Origin of the sequence: Pseudomonas hygromyciniae, from assembly GCF_016925675.1 — a bacterium.
GTDB classification, from domain to species: Bacteria; Pseudomonadota; Gammaproteobacteria; order Pseudomonadales; family Pseudomonadaceae; genus Aquipseudomonas; species Aquipseudomonas hygromyciniae.
The window spans coordinates 4,972,310-4,986,998 of record NZ_CP070506.1 but is presented as its reverse complement, the minus strand read 5'-3'; the positions used below and the strand labels follow the sequence as shown (position 1 = coordinate 4,986,998).

Sequence of the window (14,689 nt, the reverse complement as noted above, 5' to 3'; positions counted from 1 at the left end):
AACGAAATTATGACGCCCCTAGAACGATATCAAGCTGATCTGAAGCGCCCCGACTTCTTCCATGATGCTGCCCAGGAAACGGCGGTGCGCCATTTGCAGCGCCTGTACGAAGACCTGGTCGCCTCTTCCCAGAGCAAGCCGGGGATGCTCAGCAAGTTGTTTGGCAAGAAAGACCAGGTGCCGGTCAAGGGCTTGTACTTCTGGGGTGGCGTGGGTCGCGGCAAGACTTACCTGGTCGACACCTTCTTCGAAGCGCTGCCGTTCAAGGAAAAGTCGCGTACTCACTTTCACCGCTTCATGAAGCGCGTGCACGAAGAGATGAAGACCCTGCACGGCGAGAAGAACCCGCTGACCATCATTGCCAAGCGCTTCTCCCAAGAGGCGCGGGTGATTTGCTTTGATGAATTCTTCGTGTCCGATATCACCGACGCGATGATTCTTGGCACCTTGATGGAAGAGTTGTTCAAGAACGGCGTGACCCTGGTCGCCACCTCGAACATCGTGCCCGACGGCCTGTACAAGGACGGCCTGCAACGCGCGCGCTTCCTGCCGGCCATTGCCCTGATCAAGCAGCACACCGATATCGTCAACGTCGACAGCGGCGTCGATTACCGCCTGCGTCACCTTGAGCAGGCGGAGCTGTTCCACTTCCCCCTCGACGAAGCGGCCCACGAAAGCCTGCGCAAGAGCTTCCGCGCGCTGACGCCGGAATGCACCCAGGCGGTGGAAAACGATAAGTTGATGATCGAAAATCGCCAGATCATTGCCCTGCGCACCTGCGACGACGTGGCCTGGTTCGACTTCCGTGAACTGTGCGACGGCCCGCGCAGCCAGAACGACTACATCGAACTGGGCAAGATCTTCCATGCGGTGATCTTGAGTGGCGTCGAGCAAATGAGCGTCACCACCGACGACATTGCCCGGCGTTTTATCAACATGGTCGATGAGTTCTACGACCGCAACGTCAAGCTGATCATCTCGGCCGAAGTCGAACTCAAGGACCTCTACACCGGCGGTCGCTTGAACTTCGAATTCCAACGCACCTTGAGTCGCTTGCTGGAAATGCAGTCCCACGAGTTCCTGGCGCGGGCGCACAAGCCTTAGGCAAACACCGAACCAAAATGTGTGCGGGCTTGCCCGCGAATGCGGTGTATCAGTCGACTTATTCGTTAACTGACACACCGCATTCGCGAGCAAGCCCGCTCACACATTTGATTGTTCCCGGCTTTAGTTAGGCGGCCTGCTGGAACTGCTGGCGATACTGGTTCGGCGACAACTCCGTGTGCTGCCTGAACAGCCGCGCAAAGAAGCTCGCATCGTCGTAACCCACCTCGTAGCTGATGGTCTTGATGCTCTTGCGGCTGCCCGACAACAACCCCTTGGCCGTCTCGATCCGCAGCCGTTGCAGGTAGTGCAGCGGCTTGTCGCCGGTCGCGGTCTGGAACCGGCGCATAAAGTTGCGGATGCTCATGCCGTGTTCGCGGGCGACGTCTTCAAAGCGGAATTTGTCGGCGAAGTGTTCTTCGAGCCAATGCTGGATCTGCAGGATGATCACGTCCTGGTGCAGCTTCTGTCCGCCAAACCCGATGCGCCCCGGCGCGTAGTTGCGCTGCACTTCGTAGAGAATGTCGCGGGCCACGGCCTGGGCGATGTTGGCGCCGCAGAAACGCTCGATCAGATAGATATAGAGATCGCAGGCTGAGGTGGTGCCGCCGGCGCAGTACAGGTTGTCGGCGTCGGTCAGGTGCTTGTCCTGATTGAGCTGGACCTTGGGGAAGCGCTCGCTGAACGCATTGAAGAAGCGCCAGTAGGTGGTCGCCTCCTTGCCATCGAGCAGGCCGGCTTCGGCGAGCCAGAACACCCCGGTGGCCTCACCGCAGAGCACCGCACCCCGGGCATGCTGCTCACGCAGCCATGGCAGGATCTGCGGGTAGCGTTTGCTCAGGGCGTCGAAATCATCCCAGAAGGCTGGGAGGACAATGATGTCGGCGTTTTCCAGGCCGCCGTCCACCGGCATGATCACATCGCTGAAGCTACATACCGGTTGCCCGTCGGGGCTGACAAGGCGGGTTTCAAAGGCTGGCGTGAGGCCCAGGCCTTGCTGTTTGCCGTAACGCAGGCTGGCGAGGTGGAAAAAATCCTTGGCTTGCATGAGGGTGGAAGCAAACACCCGATCAATGGCTAGGATGCTGACGCGCCGCAAGGGCGTGGAGACGAGGGTAGACATAATTTCGATTATTCTTATAGGGGAAAGTGGTCAACTAACGGCTGGATCGTCTTATTTTTTGTCGCATGTGTCCAGTGTCCTGTGACGTCCGTGCAGCTTAGGCTCTGTGATCTTGTTTTTGTCTGACAATCGACGCAGGTGACTCATGATTCCCAGAACCTTGTTCAGCTCCGAGCACGAACTCTTCCGCCAGAGCGTGCGCACCTTCCTCGAAAAAGACGCGGTGCCGTTCCATGCGCAATGGGAGAAGCAGGGGCATATTGATCGCAATCTGTGGAGCAAGGCGGGGGAGGCGGGCATGCTCTGTTCCCATCTGCCGGAAGAATACGGCGGCCTGGGCGCCGACTTTCTCTACAGCACCGTGGTGATCGAAGAGATCGGCCGCCTGGGGCTGACCGGGATTGGTTTCTCCCTGCATTCGGACATTGTTGCGCCGTATATCCTGCATTACGGCAGTGAGGCACTGAAGCACAAGTACTTGCCCAAGTTGGTGTCCGGGGAAATGGTCACCGCGATTGCCATGACCGAGCCGGGCGCCGGGTCTGACCTGCAAGGGGTCAAGACCACAGCGGTGCTGGATGGCGATGAGTATGTGATCAACGGCTCCAAGACGTTTATCACCAACGGCTTCCTGGCGGACCTGGTGATCGTGGTGGCCAAGACCGACCCCAAGGCGGGGGCCAAGGGCACCAGCCTGTTTCTGGTCGAGGCCAATACTCCCGGGTTCGACAAGGGCAAGCGCCTGGAGAAAGTCGGGATGAAGGCCCAGGACACCTCTGAGTTGTTCTTCCAGGATGTGCGTGTGCCCAAGGAGAACCTGTTGGGCCAGGCAGGGATGGGCTTTGCCTACCTGATGCAGGAGTTGCCTCAGGAGCGCCTGACCGTGGCGATCGGCGCCCTGGCGTCGGCCGAAGCGGCGCTGCAATGGACCCTGGACTACACCCGTGAGCGCAAGGCGTTCGGCAAGGCGATTGCGGACTTCCAGAACACCCGCTTCAAGCTGGCGGAGATTGCTACTGAGGTACAGATTGGTCGGGTGTTTGTCGACAAGTGCCTGGAGCAGCACCTGCAAGGCAAGCTGGATGTGCCCACGGCGGCGATGGCCAAATACTGGACCACTGACCTGCAATGCAAAGTGCTCGACGAGTGCGTGCAGTTGCACGGTGGCTACGGTTACATGTGGGAATACCCGATTGCCCGGGCCTGGGCGGATGCGCGGGTGCAGCGCATTTATGCGGGGACCAATGAGATCATGAAGGAGATCATTGCGCGGGCATTGTAAATCTTAAGTGCCTTTGAGGGCCTCATCGCAGGCAAGCCAGCTCCCACATTTTGATGTGTGAATACATTCGAATGTGGGAGCGGGCTTGCTCGCGAAGGCGGCCTAAAGGTCAATCAAGGCGCAGGATTGGGATGCTGCTTCTGAATCGCCTCAATCCCCTCCAACACCTCTTTCGACAGCTTCAAGTCAGCACTGGCGATGTTGCTATCGAGCTGCTCCAGCGTCGTCGCCCCAATGATATTGCTGGTCACAAACGGCTGCTGCGTCACAAACGCCAGGGCCATCTGCGCCGGGTCCAGGCCGTGCTCGCGGGCCAGGGCCACGTAGCGGCTGCACGCAGCTTCCGATTGCGGGTTGAAGTAGCGGCTGAAGCGGCTGTACAGGCTCAAGCGGCCGTTGGCCGGCCGTGCGCCGCCTTCGTATTTGCCGCTGAGCATGCCGAACGCCAGGGGCGAATAAGCCAGCAAGCCGCATTGCTCACGGATGGCAATCTCCGCAAGGCCCACTTCAAAGCTGCGGTTGAGCAGGTTATAGGGGTTCTGGATCGACACCGCACGGGTCCAGCCACGGGCTTCGGCCAGGGCCAGGAACTTCATGGTGCCCCAAGGCGTTTCATTGGACAGGCCAATGTGGCGGATCTTGCCAGCCTTGACCTGCTCGTCGAGGGCTTCGAGGGTTTCCTCCAGGGGCGTCAGGTCGGGCTCTTCCTGGTGCTTGTAGCTCAGTTGGCCGAAGAAGTTGGTGCTGCGCTCCGGCCAGTGCAACTGGTACAGGTCGATCCAGTCGGTCTGCAGGCGCTTGAGGCTGGCATCCAGGGCGTCGACGATATGTTTGCGGTTGTGCTTGAGCTGACCGTCGCGGATGTAATCAATGGTATTGCCGGGGCCGGCGATCTTACTGGCGAGGATCCAGTCGGCGCGGTCGCCACGGCTCTTGAAGTAATTGCCGATGTAGCGCTCGGTGGTGGCATAGGTGTCGGCCTTGGGCGGTACCGGGTACATTTCTGCGGTATCGAGGAAATTGATCCCTGCGCCTTTGGCCCGCTCAATCTGGGCGAAGGCCTCTGCCTCGGTGTTCTGCTCGCCCCAGGTCATGGTCCCGAGGCAGATCGCGCTTACGTTCAGATCGGTCCGGCCCAGCTGTCGATAATCCATCGGGTACTCCTTTGGGGAAAACAATCATAAAAGCAGGTTGAATTTTTTTTCGCAATCTGCATAATTGCCCACCTCTTTCTGCAGTGGAAGTGATGCGCCGCCTGCCGAAGAATCTTGCCGTTGAACGGACGCGCTGACCCGAGCCCCCGATAGCGTCTGTATCCGGCTGCCTTTGACTTGTCAAAGTACGCACTATTCAGTAAGATCCGCCGTCTAATTTACAGGGCGGCCCCTGAGGCTATTAAAGAATGACAACTTTTACTGCAAAACCGGAAACAGTTCAGCGCGACTGGTTTGTCGTCGACGCCGCTGGTCAGACCCTGGGTCGTCTGGCCACTGAAGTCGCCAGCCGTCTGCGTGGCAAGCACAAGCCTGAGTACACCCCTCACGTTGATACCGGTGACTACATCGTAATCATCAACGCTGAGCAGGTTCGTGTAACCGGCAACAAAGCAAGCGACAAAATGTACTACCGTCACTCCGGTTTCCCAGGCGGTATCAAGTCTTCGAACTTCGAAGGCCTGATTGCCAAGAAGCCTGAAGCCCCGATCGAGATCGCGGTTAAAGGTATGCTGCCGAAGGGCCCACTGGGTCGCGACATGTATCGCAAGCTGAAAGTCTATGCGGGCGCTGCTCACCCTCATGCTGCTCAGCAGCCCCAAGAACTGAAGTTTTAACGGAATAGTTCATTATGTCGGCGACTCAAAATTACGGCACTGGCCGTCGCAAAACCGCAACCGCACGCGTTTTCCTGCGTCCGGGCACTGGTAACATCTCGATCAACAACCGCACTCTGGACAACTTCTTCGGCCGCGAAACTGCCCGCATGGTAGTTCGTCAGCCGCTGGAACTGACCGAGACCGTTGAAAAGTTCGACATCTACGTCACCGTTATCGGTGGCGGTGTAAGTGGTCAAGCTGGCGCAATCCGCCACGGTATCACTCGCGCTCTGATGCAGTACGACGAAACCCTGCGCGGCGCTCTGCGCAAAGCTGGCTTCGTGACTCGCGATGCCCGTGAAGTTGAACGTAAGAAAGTCGGTCTGCGTAAAGCGCGTAAGCGTCCGCAGTACTCGAAGCGTTAATTCGCTTTACGTTCCACAAAAACGCCCAGCCTCCTCGCGGAGCTGGGCGTTTTTTTATTGTCTGCGTTTTGTGCGGGTTTTTTCTGTGTGACAACTTGCCACATCCGTAGACCCCCTATACTACAAGGCTTGGAGGCTAGGCTGCGGGTAATTACCTTGTCAGAGGTGGGGCTTTTCATTACCATTCGGCAAAATTTTTATAAGTTCAGATTTAATACTTAGTAGACGCCTGATTTAACAGGCCAAAAAGCTGATGGGAGAGGACTGAATGAGCAATGACGGCGTGAATGCAGGCCGGCGTCGCTTCTTGGTAGCAGCCACATCCGTGGTGGGTGCTGCAGGAGCGGTGGGGGCTGCGGTCCCGTTCGTGGGGTCATGGTTTCCCAGTGCCAAGGCGAAAGCCGCAGGTGCACCGGTGAAGGTGAATGTCAGCAAGATCGAGCCAGGCCAGCAGATGATTGCTGAGTGGCGCGGCCAGCCAGTATTCATCGTTCGTCGTACCGAGGAAATCCTGGGGAATCTGAAGAAGATCGAGGGCCAGCTATCTGACCCCGAGTCCAAGAATTCTGACCAACCCGCCTACGCCCAAAACGAAGTGCGTTCGATCAAGCCAGAGATTCTGCTGCTGGTCGGTCTTTGCACCCACCTGGGCTGCTCGCCGACCTTCCGCCCGGAAGTCGCGCCGGTGGACCTGGGCAAGGACTGGGTCGGCGGCTATTTCTGCCCTTGCCACGGTTCCCACTACGACCTGGCCGGTCGCGTCTACAAGTCCCAGCCTGCTCCGTTGAACTTGCCGGTTCCGCCGCACAACTACGAATCTGACGACGTTATTGTCATTGGTGTCGATAAGGAGAGCGCGTAATGAGCAAGTTCATGGATTGGGTGGATGCGCGCTTCCCCGCCACCAAAATGTGGGAAGACCATCTCAGCAAGTATTACGCGCCGAAGAACTTCAACTTCTTCTATTTCTTTGGATCCCTGGCATTGCTGGTACTGGTCAATCAGATCGTTACCGGTGTCTGGCTGACCATGAGCTACACCCCGTCGGCGGAAGAAGCATTTGCCTCCGTCGAATACATCATGCGCGACGTCGAGTACGGCTCGATCCTGCGCCTGCTGCACTCCACCGGCGCTTCGGCGTTCTTCATCGTGGTCTATCTGCACATGTTCCGTGGCTTGCTCTACGGCTCGTACCAGAAGCCACGTGAGCTGGTGTGGGTGTTTGGCATGCTGATCTACCTGGCGCTGATGGCAGAGGCCTTCATGGGCTACCTGCTGCCTTGGGGCCAGATGTCCTACTGGGGCGCCCAGGTGATCATCTCGCTGTTTGGCGCAATCCCGGTCATCGGCAACGACCTGACCCAGTGGATCCGTGGTGACTACCTGATCTCGGGCATCACCCTGAACCGCTTCTTTGCCTTGCATGTGGTGGCCTTGCCGATCGTGATTCTCGGCCTGGTAGTGCTGCACATCCTGGCGCTGCATGAAGTGGGTTCGAACAACCCGGACGGCGTGGACATCAAGAAGCACAAGGACGAGAACGGCATCCCGCTGGACGGCATTCCATTCCACCCTTACTACACCGTCAAAGATATCGTCGGCGTGGTGGTGTTCCTGTTTGTGTTCTGCTCGATCGTGTTCTTCTTCCCGGAAATGGGCGGCTATTTCCTAGAGAAGCCGAACTTCGAACAGGCGAACGCCTTCAAGACCCCGGAACACATTGCCCCGGTCTGGTACTTCACGCCGTTCTACGCCATTTTGCGGGCGATCCCCGACAAGCTCATGGGCGTCATCGCCATGGGTGCAGCCATTGCTGTGCTGTTCGTGTTGCCATGGCTTGACCGTAGCCCGGTCAAATCCATGCGCTACAAAGGCTGGCTGAGCAAGATCTGGCTGTGGGTGTTCTGCATCTCGTTCGTGATCCTGGGCGTGCTGGGCGTATTGGCGCCAACCCCTGAGCGGACGTTGTTGTCGCAGGTCTGCACCTTCCTGTACTTCGCCTACTTCATTCTGATGCCGTTCTACACCCGGCTCGAGAAGACAAAACCGGTTCCGGAAAGGGTGACTGGCTGATGAAAAAATTATTTGTTGCATTGATTCTTGCTGCCCTGCCAACCCTGTCTTTTGCTGCCGGTGCAGGTGCAGACCTGGAAAAAGTCGATATCGACGTTTCTGACAAGGCTGCCATGCAAGACGGCGCCCGCACGTTCGCCAACTACTGCATGGGCTGCCACAGCGCCAAGTTCCAGCGTTACGAGCGGGTAGCCGATGACCTGGGTATCCCCCATGAGCTGATGCTCAAGAACCTGGTGTTCACTGGTGCCAAGATTGGTGACCACATGAACATCGGCATGCAACCGGCCGACGCCAAGGCCTGGTTCGGGGCTGCACCGCCCGACCTGACCCTGGTAGCACGCGTACGTGGCACCGACTGGCTGTATGGCTACCTGAAGTCGTTCTACGAAGACCCTACACGTCCCTGGGGCGTGAACAACAAGGTGTTCCCGAACGTCGGTATGCCTAACGTGCTGGTCGGCCTGCAAGGGCGTCAGGTGGTAGGATGCAAGCAGGTTCAAGTCGTGGAAAACGGCAAGAAGCAATATGACCCGCTGACTGGCACGCCGTTGACCCATGAGGCATGTGATCAACTGACCATCGTGCCCAAGAGCGGTGCGCTGAACGAGGAGCAGTTCGACGAGAAGGTCAAGAACCTGGTGACCTTCCTGGCGTACTCCGCCAACCCGGTCAAACTGGAGCACCAACGCATCGGTACCTATGTGTTGCTGTACCTGGCTTTCTTCTTCGTATTCGCTTATTTGCTCAAGCGTGAATACTGGAAGGATGTGCATTGATCCAACCTTAGGCAATTGCTGTTAATCTTGCGCGCCCAGCGACGTCTCTAAACGGGTAACGCTCTGGTTGATCCAGGTGTTACGGGAGATGCTTTCTGGGCGCGCTCGTTTTTGAGCTTTCGATAATTTCAACAAGCGAGGAGGACCGCCATGGGCGTGACCAACCGGTTGGCCTGTTACTCCGACCCCGCCGACCACTATTCCCACCGAGTACGCATCGTGCTCGCAGAGAAGGGTGTCAGCGCCGAGATCATCAGTGTGGAGGTGGGTCGTCACCCGCCGAAACTGATCGAAGTGAACCCTTACGGCAGCTTGCCCACCCTGGTCGATCGTGACCTGGCGTTGTGGGAGTCAACCGTGGTGATGGAATATCTGGATGAGCGTTACCCCCATCCACCTTTGCTGCCGGTGTATCCGGTGGCGCGTGCCAACAGCCGCTTGCTGATCCATCGGATCCAGCGTGACTGGTGTGGGCTGGTGGATCTGATTCTGGATACACGCAGCAAAGAAGCGGCCCGTGTGCAGGCGCGCAAGGAATTGCGCGAGAGCCTGACCGGCGTTTCACCGTTATTCGCCGACAAACCTTTTTTCCTCAGTGAGGAACAAAGCCTGGTGGATTGCTGCCTATTGCCCATACTCTGGCGTTTGCCGATTTTGGGCATTGAACTGCCGCGGCCTGCCAAGCCGCTGCTTGATTACATGGAGCGCCAGTTTGCGCGTGAGGCTTTCCAGGCAAGTCTGTCTGGCGTCGAACGTGATATGCGCTAAGGCTTAAGGAGCCGTTGATGAACTCCAGTCGACCTTACCTGGTCCGCGCGCTCTACGAGTGGATTGTGGACAACGATTGCACCCCGCACATGCTGGTCAATTCCGAGTTCCCTGCGGTGCAGGTGCCACAAGGTTTTGCCAGCGACGGACAGATTGTCCTGAACGTTTCGCCCAGTGCCGTACGCCAACTGCACATGGACAATGAAGCGGTCAGCTTTGAAGGGCGTTTTGGTGGGGTACCCCATACGCTCTATGTGCCCATCGGCGCGATCCTGGGCATTTATGCCCGGGAAAATGGCCAGGGCATGGTGTTTGATCTGGAGTCGTCGCTTGACGACGACGAAGCGATCGAAGTTGAAGATGACGACCTGCCGCCGCCTGACTCCGAGCCGCCGCGCCCTACGGGCCGGCCGAGCTTGAAAGTGGTGAAGTGACGGAGCATGCGCCTGCGGGCACGTGCTGAAAAAGTGCCCCGGCTTTGGCCGGGGCATTTTTTTGCGCGCTACAAAGTCGCGGTGAGCGGTGATCGTACAACCTGCTTGGGCTATGATGCGCCTTCAGATCATCGAGATAATTGGCTACCCATGGAAAACCTCAGCACCGCCCCGCGTCTTCCCCGCAAGCGTCGCAGCCTTGCCCAGGAACTGGTCACGGTGTTGTCCGAGCAGATCCGCGACGGCCAGCTCAATCGTGGGGATAAGTTGCCCACCGAATCAGCGATCATGGAAGCCCATGGGGTCAGCCGTACGGTGGTGCGCGAGGCGATCTCGCGCCTGCAGGCGGCCGGGCAGGTGGAGACCCGGCATGGCATCGGTACCTTTGTGCTGGATACGCCGAGCCCCAGCGGGTTCCGGATCGATCCGGCGACGGTGGTGACGTTGCGCGATGTGTTGGCGATTCTGGAACTGCGCATCAGCCTGGAAGTGGAATCCGCCGGCCTCGCGGCCCAGCGTCGCAGCGACGAACAGTTGGCCGCGATGCGCGCCGCCCTCGATGCCTTGAATGAAAGTGCGGCGCACGCCAGCGATGCAGTGGCGTCGGACTTCCAGTTCCATCTGCAGATTGCGTTGTCCACCGGCAATCGCTACTTCACCGATATCATGACGCACCTGGGCACCAGCATTATCCCGCGTACGCGCCTGAACTCAGCGCGCCTGGCCCATGATGACCAGCAGCACTACATGAGCCGCCTGAGCCGTGAGCACGAAGAGATTTACGAAGCGATCGCCCGCCAGGATTCGGATGCGGCGCGAGCGGCGATGCGCCTGCACCTGACAAACAGCCGCGAGCGATTGCGCCAGGCACATGAAGAGGCGCAGGCGCAGCGCGGCTGATGCTCGTCGATGGCGCAGATGCCGGCGTCCCGGCATCTGCGCCTGGTTTTAGGCTGGCGTATTGGGTGTGTAGTTTTGCAGCAGCAGGTAGGTGCTCCAGCCCCACCAATCATTCGTCCACTGTTTGTCGTTGAGGTTGTTGACGTCCTTGCGTCGCAGCACCTTGTCGCCCTCGGCCTTGAACAGCGGTGAGAAGTTAGTGCTCGGGTTGTTCACCGCATTCAGGTCCGGCACGTACAGCGGTGCCTTGTACGTGGCCGGGGAGGGCAGGATGCCACTGACATAGGCCTCGAAAATCTCATCGGCCGAGGCCTGCACCGCGCGTTTGACCTGAGCGCGGTTGGCCGCATCATTGCTGTCGAAATAGCGTTTGTCGCCATAGGCGTGCCACTCATCGCCCAGTGCGTTGCGTACCTTGAGCCCGAACTTGCTGTCTTCGTCATGCATGAAGCGGCTGATCAACGACCCCAGCTCACCCGGTGTGACTACGCGAGCCAGTTGCTTGCGCGGTACGCGCAGGTGCCCCGCGGAAAACAGGTCGGTCAAAAAGTGATCAGCAAAACTGTTCATGGCATAAGCCAGTTCCAATTGCTGGTCGCTGCCACTTTGGTGGGCGACGACCGCTTGTTGCAGGGCGCCGGTGTGCCCAGCCAGATAGGCTGACAGCGCCCATTCTCCGAAATGATCGGCGTTGTCGGCGGCCAGCTTAAGGTAGCGCCCCAAGGGCACCATGGCTGAAACAACGCTGCCGCCGCCGGTGATGCGATTCCACTCTTCAGACAACGTATCTCCAAGTGCGTCATAGGCTTCATGGGCCTGCTTACCCTCCTTGATGGCCTGCTTGACCGCGTTGATCTCCTTTTGCATGACCGCGAGAATTTTGCCCGCTTCGTCCCGCGACGCCGGCAGCGTGGCCAGGGAGTTGAACGCGGCGGTAAAGCGCTGCACGCGCTCGGCTGGCGATGCACCGTCGCTGATGGGCTGGCCGGGGATCCCATAGAAATCACCGCCCAGGGCGATGATCTGGCCATAGGTCAAAGCCAGGCCATTAGGCAGATGCAGTTTGACTTGCGCCCCCGGAATAGAGGGCTCGCCCTGTACGAACCGCAGTAGCGTCTCATCGCCAATAGCGGTGTGCTCGCCGCCTTCGAAGCGTAGGGAGGGGAGGGGTTTGCGGGTGATGACCGATTCAAGTTCTGACATGTTAGCTCCTTGCTATGTCGTAGGATTCTTCCTTGATGGCTGTATGTATATACAGCTATTGCAAGAATAGCGGAGCAATTTCCTACGTCAAGGGGGTTGCCAGTAAACGTCCTCAAGACCCATGCAAGTCGACGAAATAGTGTTGACGAATACTTTTATGGTTGTACGATGACGTACGACAACAAAAACCATTCCCCAGTATCAGTCGTTATCCAGGGTGTTCGAATAATGAATCCACAAGAACTGAAGTCCATCCTTTCCCACGGTCTGCTGTCTTTCCCGGTCACCGATTTCAATGCCCAGGGTGATTTCAACCAGGCGGGTTACATCAAGCGTCTGGAGTGGCTGGCCCCCTACGGCGCCACTGCCTTGTTCGCGGCAGGCGGCACCGGTGAGTTTTTCTCCCTGGCAGCCAGTGAATATTCCCAAGTGGTAAAAACCGCCGTTGATACCTGCGCCACCAGCGTGCCGATCCTGGCCGGTGTCGGCGGCTCCACGCGCCAAGCCATCGAATACGCCCAGGAAGCCGAGCGCCTGGGGGCCAAGGGCCTGCTGCTGCTGCCGCACTACTTGACCGAAGCCAGCCAGGACGGCGTCGCCGCCCACGTCGAGGCGGTGTGCAAGTCAGTAAAAATTGGTGTGGTGGTGTACAACCGCAACGTCTGCCGCCTGACCGCGCCACTGCTCGAGCGCCTGGCCGAACGTTGCCCGAACCTGATTGGCTACAAGGATGGCCTGGGTGATATCGAACTGATGGTGTCGATCCGCCGTCGCCTGGGCGATCGTTTCAGCTACCTGGGCGGCCTGCCGACCGCCGAGGTTTACGCCGCGGCCTACAAGGCGCTTGGCGTCCCGGTGTATTCCTCGGCGGTGTTCAACTTCATTCCCAAAACCGCGATGGACTTCTACCACGCGATTGCCCGGGAAGATCACGCCACTGTCGACAAGATCATCGACGACTTCTTCTTGCCTTACCTCGACATCCGTAACCGCAAGGCCGGCTATGCCGTGAGCATCGTCAAGGCGGGTGCAAAAATCGCCGGCTATGACGCAGGCCCAGTGCGCACCCCGCTGACCGATCTGCTGCCAGAAGAATATGAAGCCCTGGCCGCGCTGATCGACAAGCAAGGTGCGCAATAACCCATGAATAAAGCCGCTGAGTGATCAGCGGCTTTTTGCGTCAGGAGAAGATTCGTGTCCCAAGCCAAGCGTTTTGACAACTACATCGGTGGCCAGTGGGTGGCCGGTGCTGACTACTCAAGCAATATCAACCCCTCGGACCTGTCGGATGTGATCGGCGAATTTGCCAAGGCCGATCTGGCCCAGGTCGACGCCGCCATCGACGCCGCGCGCGCGGCGTTCCCGGCGTGGTCGACCTCCGGCATCCAGGCCCGGCATGACGCCCTGGACAAAGTCGGCAGCGAGATCCTCGCCCGCCGCGAAGAACTCGGTACGCTGCTGGCCCGCGAAGAGGGCAAGACCCTGCCGGAAGCCATCGGCGAGGTGACCCGCGCCGGCAATATCTTCAAGTTCTTTGCCGGTGAGTGCCTGCGCTTGTCCGGTGATTACCTGCCGTCGGTGCGCCCAGGGGTGAATGTCGAAGTCACCCGCGAAGCCTTGGGCGTGGTGGGTCTGATCACCCCGTGGAACTTCCCGATTGCCATCCCCGCCTGGAAAATCGCCCCGGCCCTGGCCTATGGCAACTGCGTGGTGCTCAAACCGGCCGACCTGGTGCCCGGCTGTGCCTGGGCCCTGGCAGAAATCATCTCCCGCGCCGGCTTCCCCAGTGGCGTGTTCAACCTGGTGATGGGCAGTGGTCGCGTGGTCGGCGATGCGCTGGTCAACAGTTCGAAGGTCGATGGCATCAGCTTCACCGGTTCCGTGGGCGTGGGGCGGCAGATCGCGGTCAGCTGCGTGTCGCGCCAGGCCAAGGTGCAGTTGGAAATGGGCGGCAAGAATCCGCAGATCATTCTCGACGACGCTGACCTCAAGCAGGCCGTCGAACTGTCGGTGCAGAGTGCCTTCTACTCCACTGGCCAGCGCTGCACGGCATCGAGTCGCTTTATCGTGACGGCTGGGATTCATGACCGGTTTGTCGCGGCCATGGCCGAGCGCATGCAATCGATCAAGGTCGGCCATGCCCTGCATGCCGGTACGGATATCGGCCCGGTCGTGTCTCAGGCCCAGTTGGACCAGGACTTGAAGTACATCGATATCGGCCAAGGCGAAGGCGCGCGGTTGGTCAGCGGTGGTGGCCTGGTGACCTGCGACACCGAGGGCTATTTCCTGGCGCCGACACTGTTTGCCGACAGCGAGGCCGCCATGCGTATCAGCCGTGAAGAAATCTTCGGCCCAGTGGCCAACGTGGTGCGCGTAGCGGACTACGAGGCGGCGCTGGCCATGGCCAATGACACCGAGTTCGGCCTGTCTGCGGGCATCGCGACCACCTCGCTCAAGTATGCCAACCACTTCAAGCGCCACTCCCAGGCCGGGATGGTGATGGTCAACCTGCCGACCGCAGGTGTGGATTATCACGTTCCCTTTGGTGGCCGGAAGGGTTCATCCTACGGTTCGCGTGAGCAAGGTCGCTATGCGCAAGAGTTCTACACCGTGGTGAAAACCAGCTACATCGGCTCATAAACCCAGCCCCGGAAAGGGGGGGCTGTAGGAGCGAGCTTGCTCGCGAAAAACTTTATGGCGACACGTCCTACCTGGATGTACGCGTTATCGTTGACGTTTTTCGCGAGCAAGCTCGCTCCTACAAGAGCCAGCGTTACGCAACACA

At 58.9% G+C, this 14,689-nt stretch carries 15 protein-coding genes; 12 read left to right on the top strand and 3 right to left on the bottom strand.

Annotation, left to right across the window (positions count from 1 at the left end; genetic code table 11):
• Positions 1-9 precede the first annotated feature (9 nt).
• On the top strand, positions 10-1,104 hold the full coding sequence (gene zapE / locus JTY93_RS22325; protein WP_205476363.1) for a cell division protein ZapE: 1,095 nt from the start codon (positions 10-12) through the stop codon (positions 1,102-1,104).
• A gap of 127 nt (positions 1,105-1,231) precedes the next feature.
• On the opposite strand, the gene JTY93_RS22320 is transcribed toward zapE, so the two are convergent.
• Positions 1,232-2,152, bottom strand: a complete 921-nt coding sequence (locus JTY93_RS22320; RefSeq protein ID WP_205476377.1) for a GlxA family transcriptional regulator — start codon at positions 2,150-2,152, stop codon at positions 1,232-1,234.
• 220 nt (positions 2,153-2,372) lie between these two features.
• Here JTY93_RS22320 and JTY93_RS22315 point away from each other — a divergent pair, with 220 nt between their 5' ends.
• Positions 2,373-3,509 (top strand): acyl-CoA dehydrogenase family protein, encoded by a 1,137-nt coding sequence (locus tag JTY93_RS22315; RefSeq protein ID WP_205476362.1) that lies wholly within the window; start codon positions 2,373-2,375, stop codon positions 3,507-3,509.
• A 113-nt stretch (positions 3,510-3,622) separates the two neighbouring features.
• Here the strand turns inward: JTY93_RS22315 and JTY93_RS22310 are convergent, their stop codons facing one another.
• Positions 3,623-4,663: an NADP(H)-dependent aldo-keto reductase gene (locus tag JTY93_RS22310; protein ID WP_205476361.1), complete on the bottom strand. Its 1,041-nt coding sequence runs from the start codon at positions 4,661-4,663 to the stop codon at positions 3,623-3,625.
• Positions 4,664-4,911: 248 nt separating this feature from the next.
• Between JTY93_RS22310 and rplM the strand changes: the two genes are divergently transcribed.
• The 8 genes from rplM (at position 4,912) to JTY93_RS22270 (ending at position 10,701) form a co-directional block, all read left to right on the top strand.
• A complete protein-coding gene (gene rplM / locus JTY93_RS22305; protein WP_029291908.1) occupies positions 4,912-5,340 on the top strand; it encodes a 50S ribosomal protein L13 in 429 nt (142 codons plus the stop codon).
• Positions 5,341-5,354: 14 nt separating this feature from the next.
• Positions 5,355-5,747 (top strand): 30S ribosomal protein S9, encoded by a 393-nt coding sequence (gene rpsI / locus JTY93_RS22300; RefSeq protein WP_003171743.1) that lies wholly within the window; start codon positions 5,355-5,357, stop codon positions 5,745-5,747.
• Positions 5,748-6,015: 268 nt separating this feature from the next.
• Positions 6,016-6,609 carry a ubiquinol-cytochrome c reductase iron-sulfur subunit gene (petA, locus tag JTY93_RS22295; protein ID WP_038443372.1) on the top strand — a complete coding sequence of 198 codons (594 nt, stop codon included), beginning with the start codon at positions 6,016-6,018 and terminating at the stop codon, positions 6,607-6,609.
• Positions 6,609-7,820 carry a cytochrome b gene (locus JTY93_RS22290; RefSeq protein WP_003188526.1) on the top strand — a complete coding sequence of 404 codons (1,212 nt, stop codon included), beginning with the start codon at positions 6,609-6,611 and terminating at the stop codon, positions 7,818-7,820. Before petA ends, JTY93_RS22290 begins: the two co-directional genes overlap by 1 nt.
• Positions 7,820-8,599, top strand: coding sequence for a cytochrome c1 (locus JTY93_RS22285; RefSeq protein WP_205476360.1), 780 nt, complete (start codon positions 7,820-7,822; stop codon positions 8,597-8,599). The genes JTY93_RS22290 and JTY93_RS22285 overlap by 1 nt, the downstream gene beginning before the upstream one ends.
• Positions 8,600-8,749: 150 nt before the next feature.
• Positions 8,750-9,367 (top strand): glutathione S-transferase N-terminal domain-containing protein, encoded by a 618-nt coding sequence (locus JTY93_RS22280; protein WP_027604841.1) that lies wholly within the window; start codon positions 8,750-8,752, stop codon positions 9,365-9,367.
• A gap of 17 nt (positions 9,368-9,384) precedes the next feature.
• Complete coding sequence (locus JTY93_RS22275; RefSeq protein WP_029291899.1) at positions 9,385-9,801, top strand: ClpXP protease specificity-enhancing factor; 417 nt, start codon at positions 9,385-9,387, stop codon at positions 9,799-9,801.
• 150 nt (positions 9,802-9,951) lie between these two features.
• Positions 9,952-10,701: a FadR/GntR family transcriptional regulator gene (locus JTY93_RS22270; RefSeq protein ID WP_029291897.1), complete on the top strand. Its 750-nt coding sequence runs from the start codon at positions 9,952-9,954 to the stop codon at positions 10,699-10,701.
• Between the two features lie 48 nt (positions 10,702-10,749).
• Here the strand turns inward: JTY93_RS22270 and JTY93_RS22265 are convergent, their stop codons facing one another.
• Positions 10,750-11,904 carry a phospholipase gene (locus JTY93_RS22265; RefSeq protein WP_104910906.1) on the bottom strand — a complete coding sequence of 385 codons (1,155 nt, stop codon included), beginning with the start codon at positions 11,902-11,904 and terminating at the stop codon, positions 10,750-10,752.
• A gap of 228 nt (positions 11,905-12,132) precedes the next feature.
• Between JTY93_RS22265 and kdgD the strand changes: the two genes are divergently transcribed.
• Both kdgD and JTY93_RS22255 read left to right on the top strand, forming a co-directional pair.
• Entirely contained in the window at positions 12,133-13,044 is a 912-nt protein-coding gene (gene kdgD / locus JTY93_RS22260) for a 5-dehydro-4-deoxyglucarate dehydratase (protein WP_029291893.1), read from the top strand.
• 54 nt (positions 13,045-13,098) lie between these two features.
• Positions 13,099-14,544 carry an aldehyde dehydrogenase family protein gene (locus tag JTY93_RS22255; RefSeq protein WP_029291891.1) on the top strand — a complete coding sequence of 482 codons (1,446 nt, stop codon included), beginning with the start codon at positions 13,099-13,101 and terminating at the stop codon, positions 14,542-14,544.
• Positions 14,545-14,689 lie beyond the last annotated feature (145 nt).

What these genes read in the sequence shown, in the direction of transcription:
- petA (WP_038443372.1), top strand. Translation starts at nt 6,016, where the DNA reads ATGAGCAATGACGGCGTGAATGCAGGCCGGCGTCGCTTCTTGGTAGCA.
- JTY93_RS22310 (WP_205476361.1), bottom strand. Translation starts at nt 4,663, where the DNA reads ATGGATTATCGACAGCTGGGCCGGACCGATCTGAACGTAAGCGCGATC.
- zapE (WP_205476363.1), top strand. Translation starts at nt 10, where the DNA reads ATGACGCCCCTAGAACGATATCAAGCTGATCTGAAGCGCCCCGACTTC.
- rplM (WP_029291908.1), top strand. Translation starts at nt 4,912, where the DNA reads ATGACAACTTTTACTGCAAAACCGGAAACAGTTCAGCGCGACTGGTTT.
- rpsI (WP_003171743.1), top strand. Translation starts at nt 5,355, where the DNA reads ATGTCGGCGACTCAAAATTACGGCACTGGCCGTCGCAAAACCGCAACC.
- JTY93_RS22320 (WP_205476377.1), bottom strand. Translation starts at nt 2,152, where the DNA reads ATGCAAGCCAAGGATTTTTTCCACCTCGCCAGCCTGCGTTACGGCAAA.
- kdgD (WP_029291893.1), top strand. Translation starts at nt 12,133, where the DNA reads ATGAATCCACAAGAACTGAAGTCCATCCTTTCCCACGGTCTGCTGTCT.
- JTY93_RS22285 (WP_205476360.1), top strand. Translation starts at nt 7,820, where the DNA reads ATGAAAAAATTATTTGTTGCATTGATTCTTGCTGCCCTGCCAACCCTG.
- JTY93_RS22265 (WP_104910906.1), bottom strand. Translation starts at nt 11,904, where the DNA reads ATGTCAGAACTTGAATCGGTCATCACCCGCAAACCCCTCCCCTCCCTA.
- JTY93_RS22275 (WP_029291899.1), top strand. Translation starts at nt 9,385, where the DNA reads ATGAACTCCAGTCGACCTTACCTGGTCCGCGCGCTCTACGAGTGGATT.
- JTY93_RS22315 (WP_205476362.1), top strand. Translation starts at nt 2,373, where the DNA reads ATGATTCCCAGAACCTTGTTCAGCTCCGAGCACGAACTCTTCCGCCAG.
- JTY93_RS22270 (WP_029291897.1), top strand. Translation starts at nt 9,952, where the DNA reads ATGGAAAACCTCAGCACCGCCCCGCGTCTTCCCCGCAAGCGTCGCAGC.
- JTY93_RS22280 (WP_027604841.1), top strand. Translation starts at nt 8,750, where the DNA reads ATGGGCGTGACCAACCGGTTGGCCTGTTACTCCGACCCCGCCGACCAC.
- JTY93_RS22290 (WP_003188526.1), top strand. Translation starts at nt 6,609, where the DNA reads ATGAGCAAGTTCATGGATTGGGTGGATGCGCGCTTCCCCGCCACCAAA.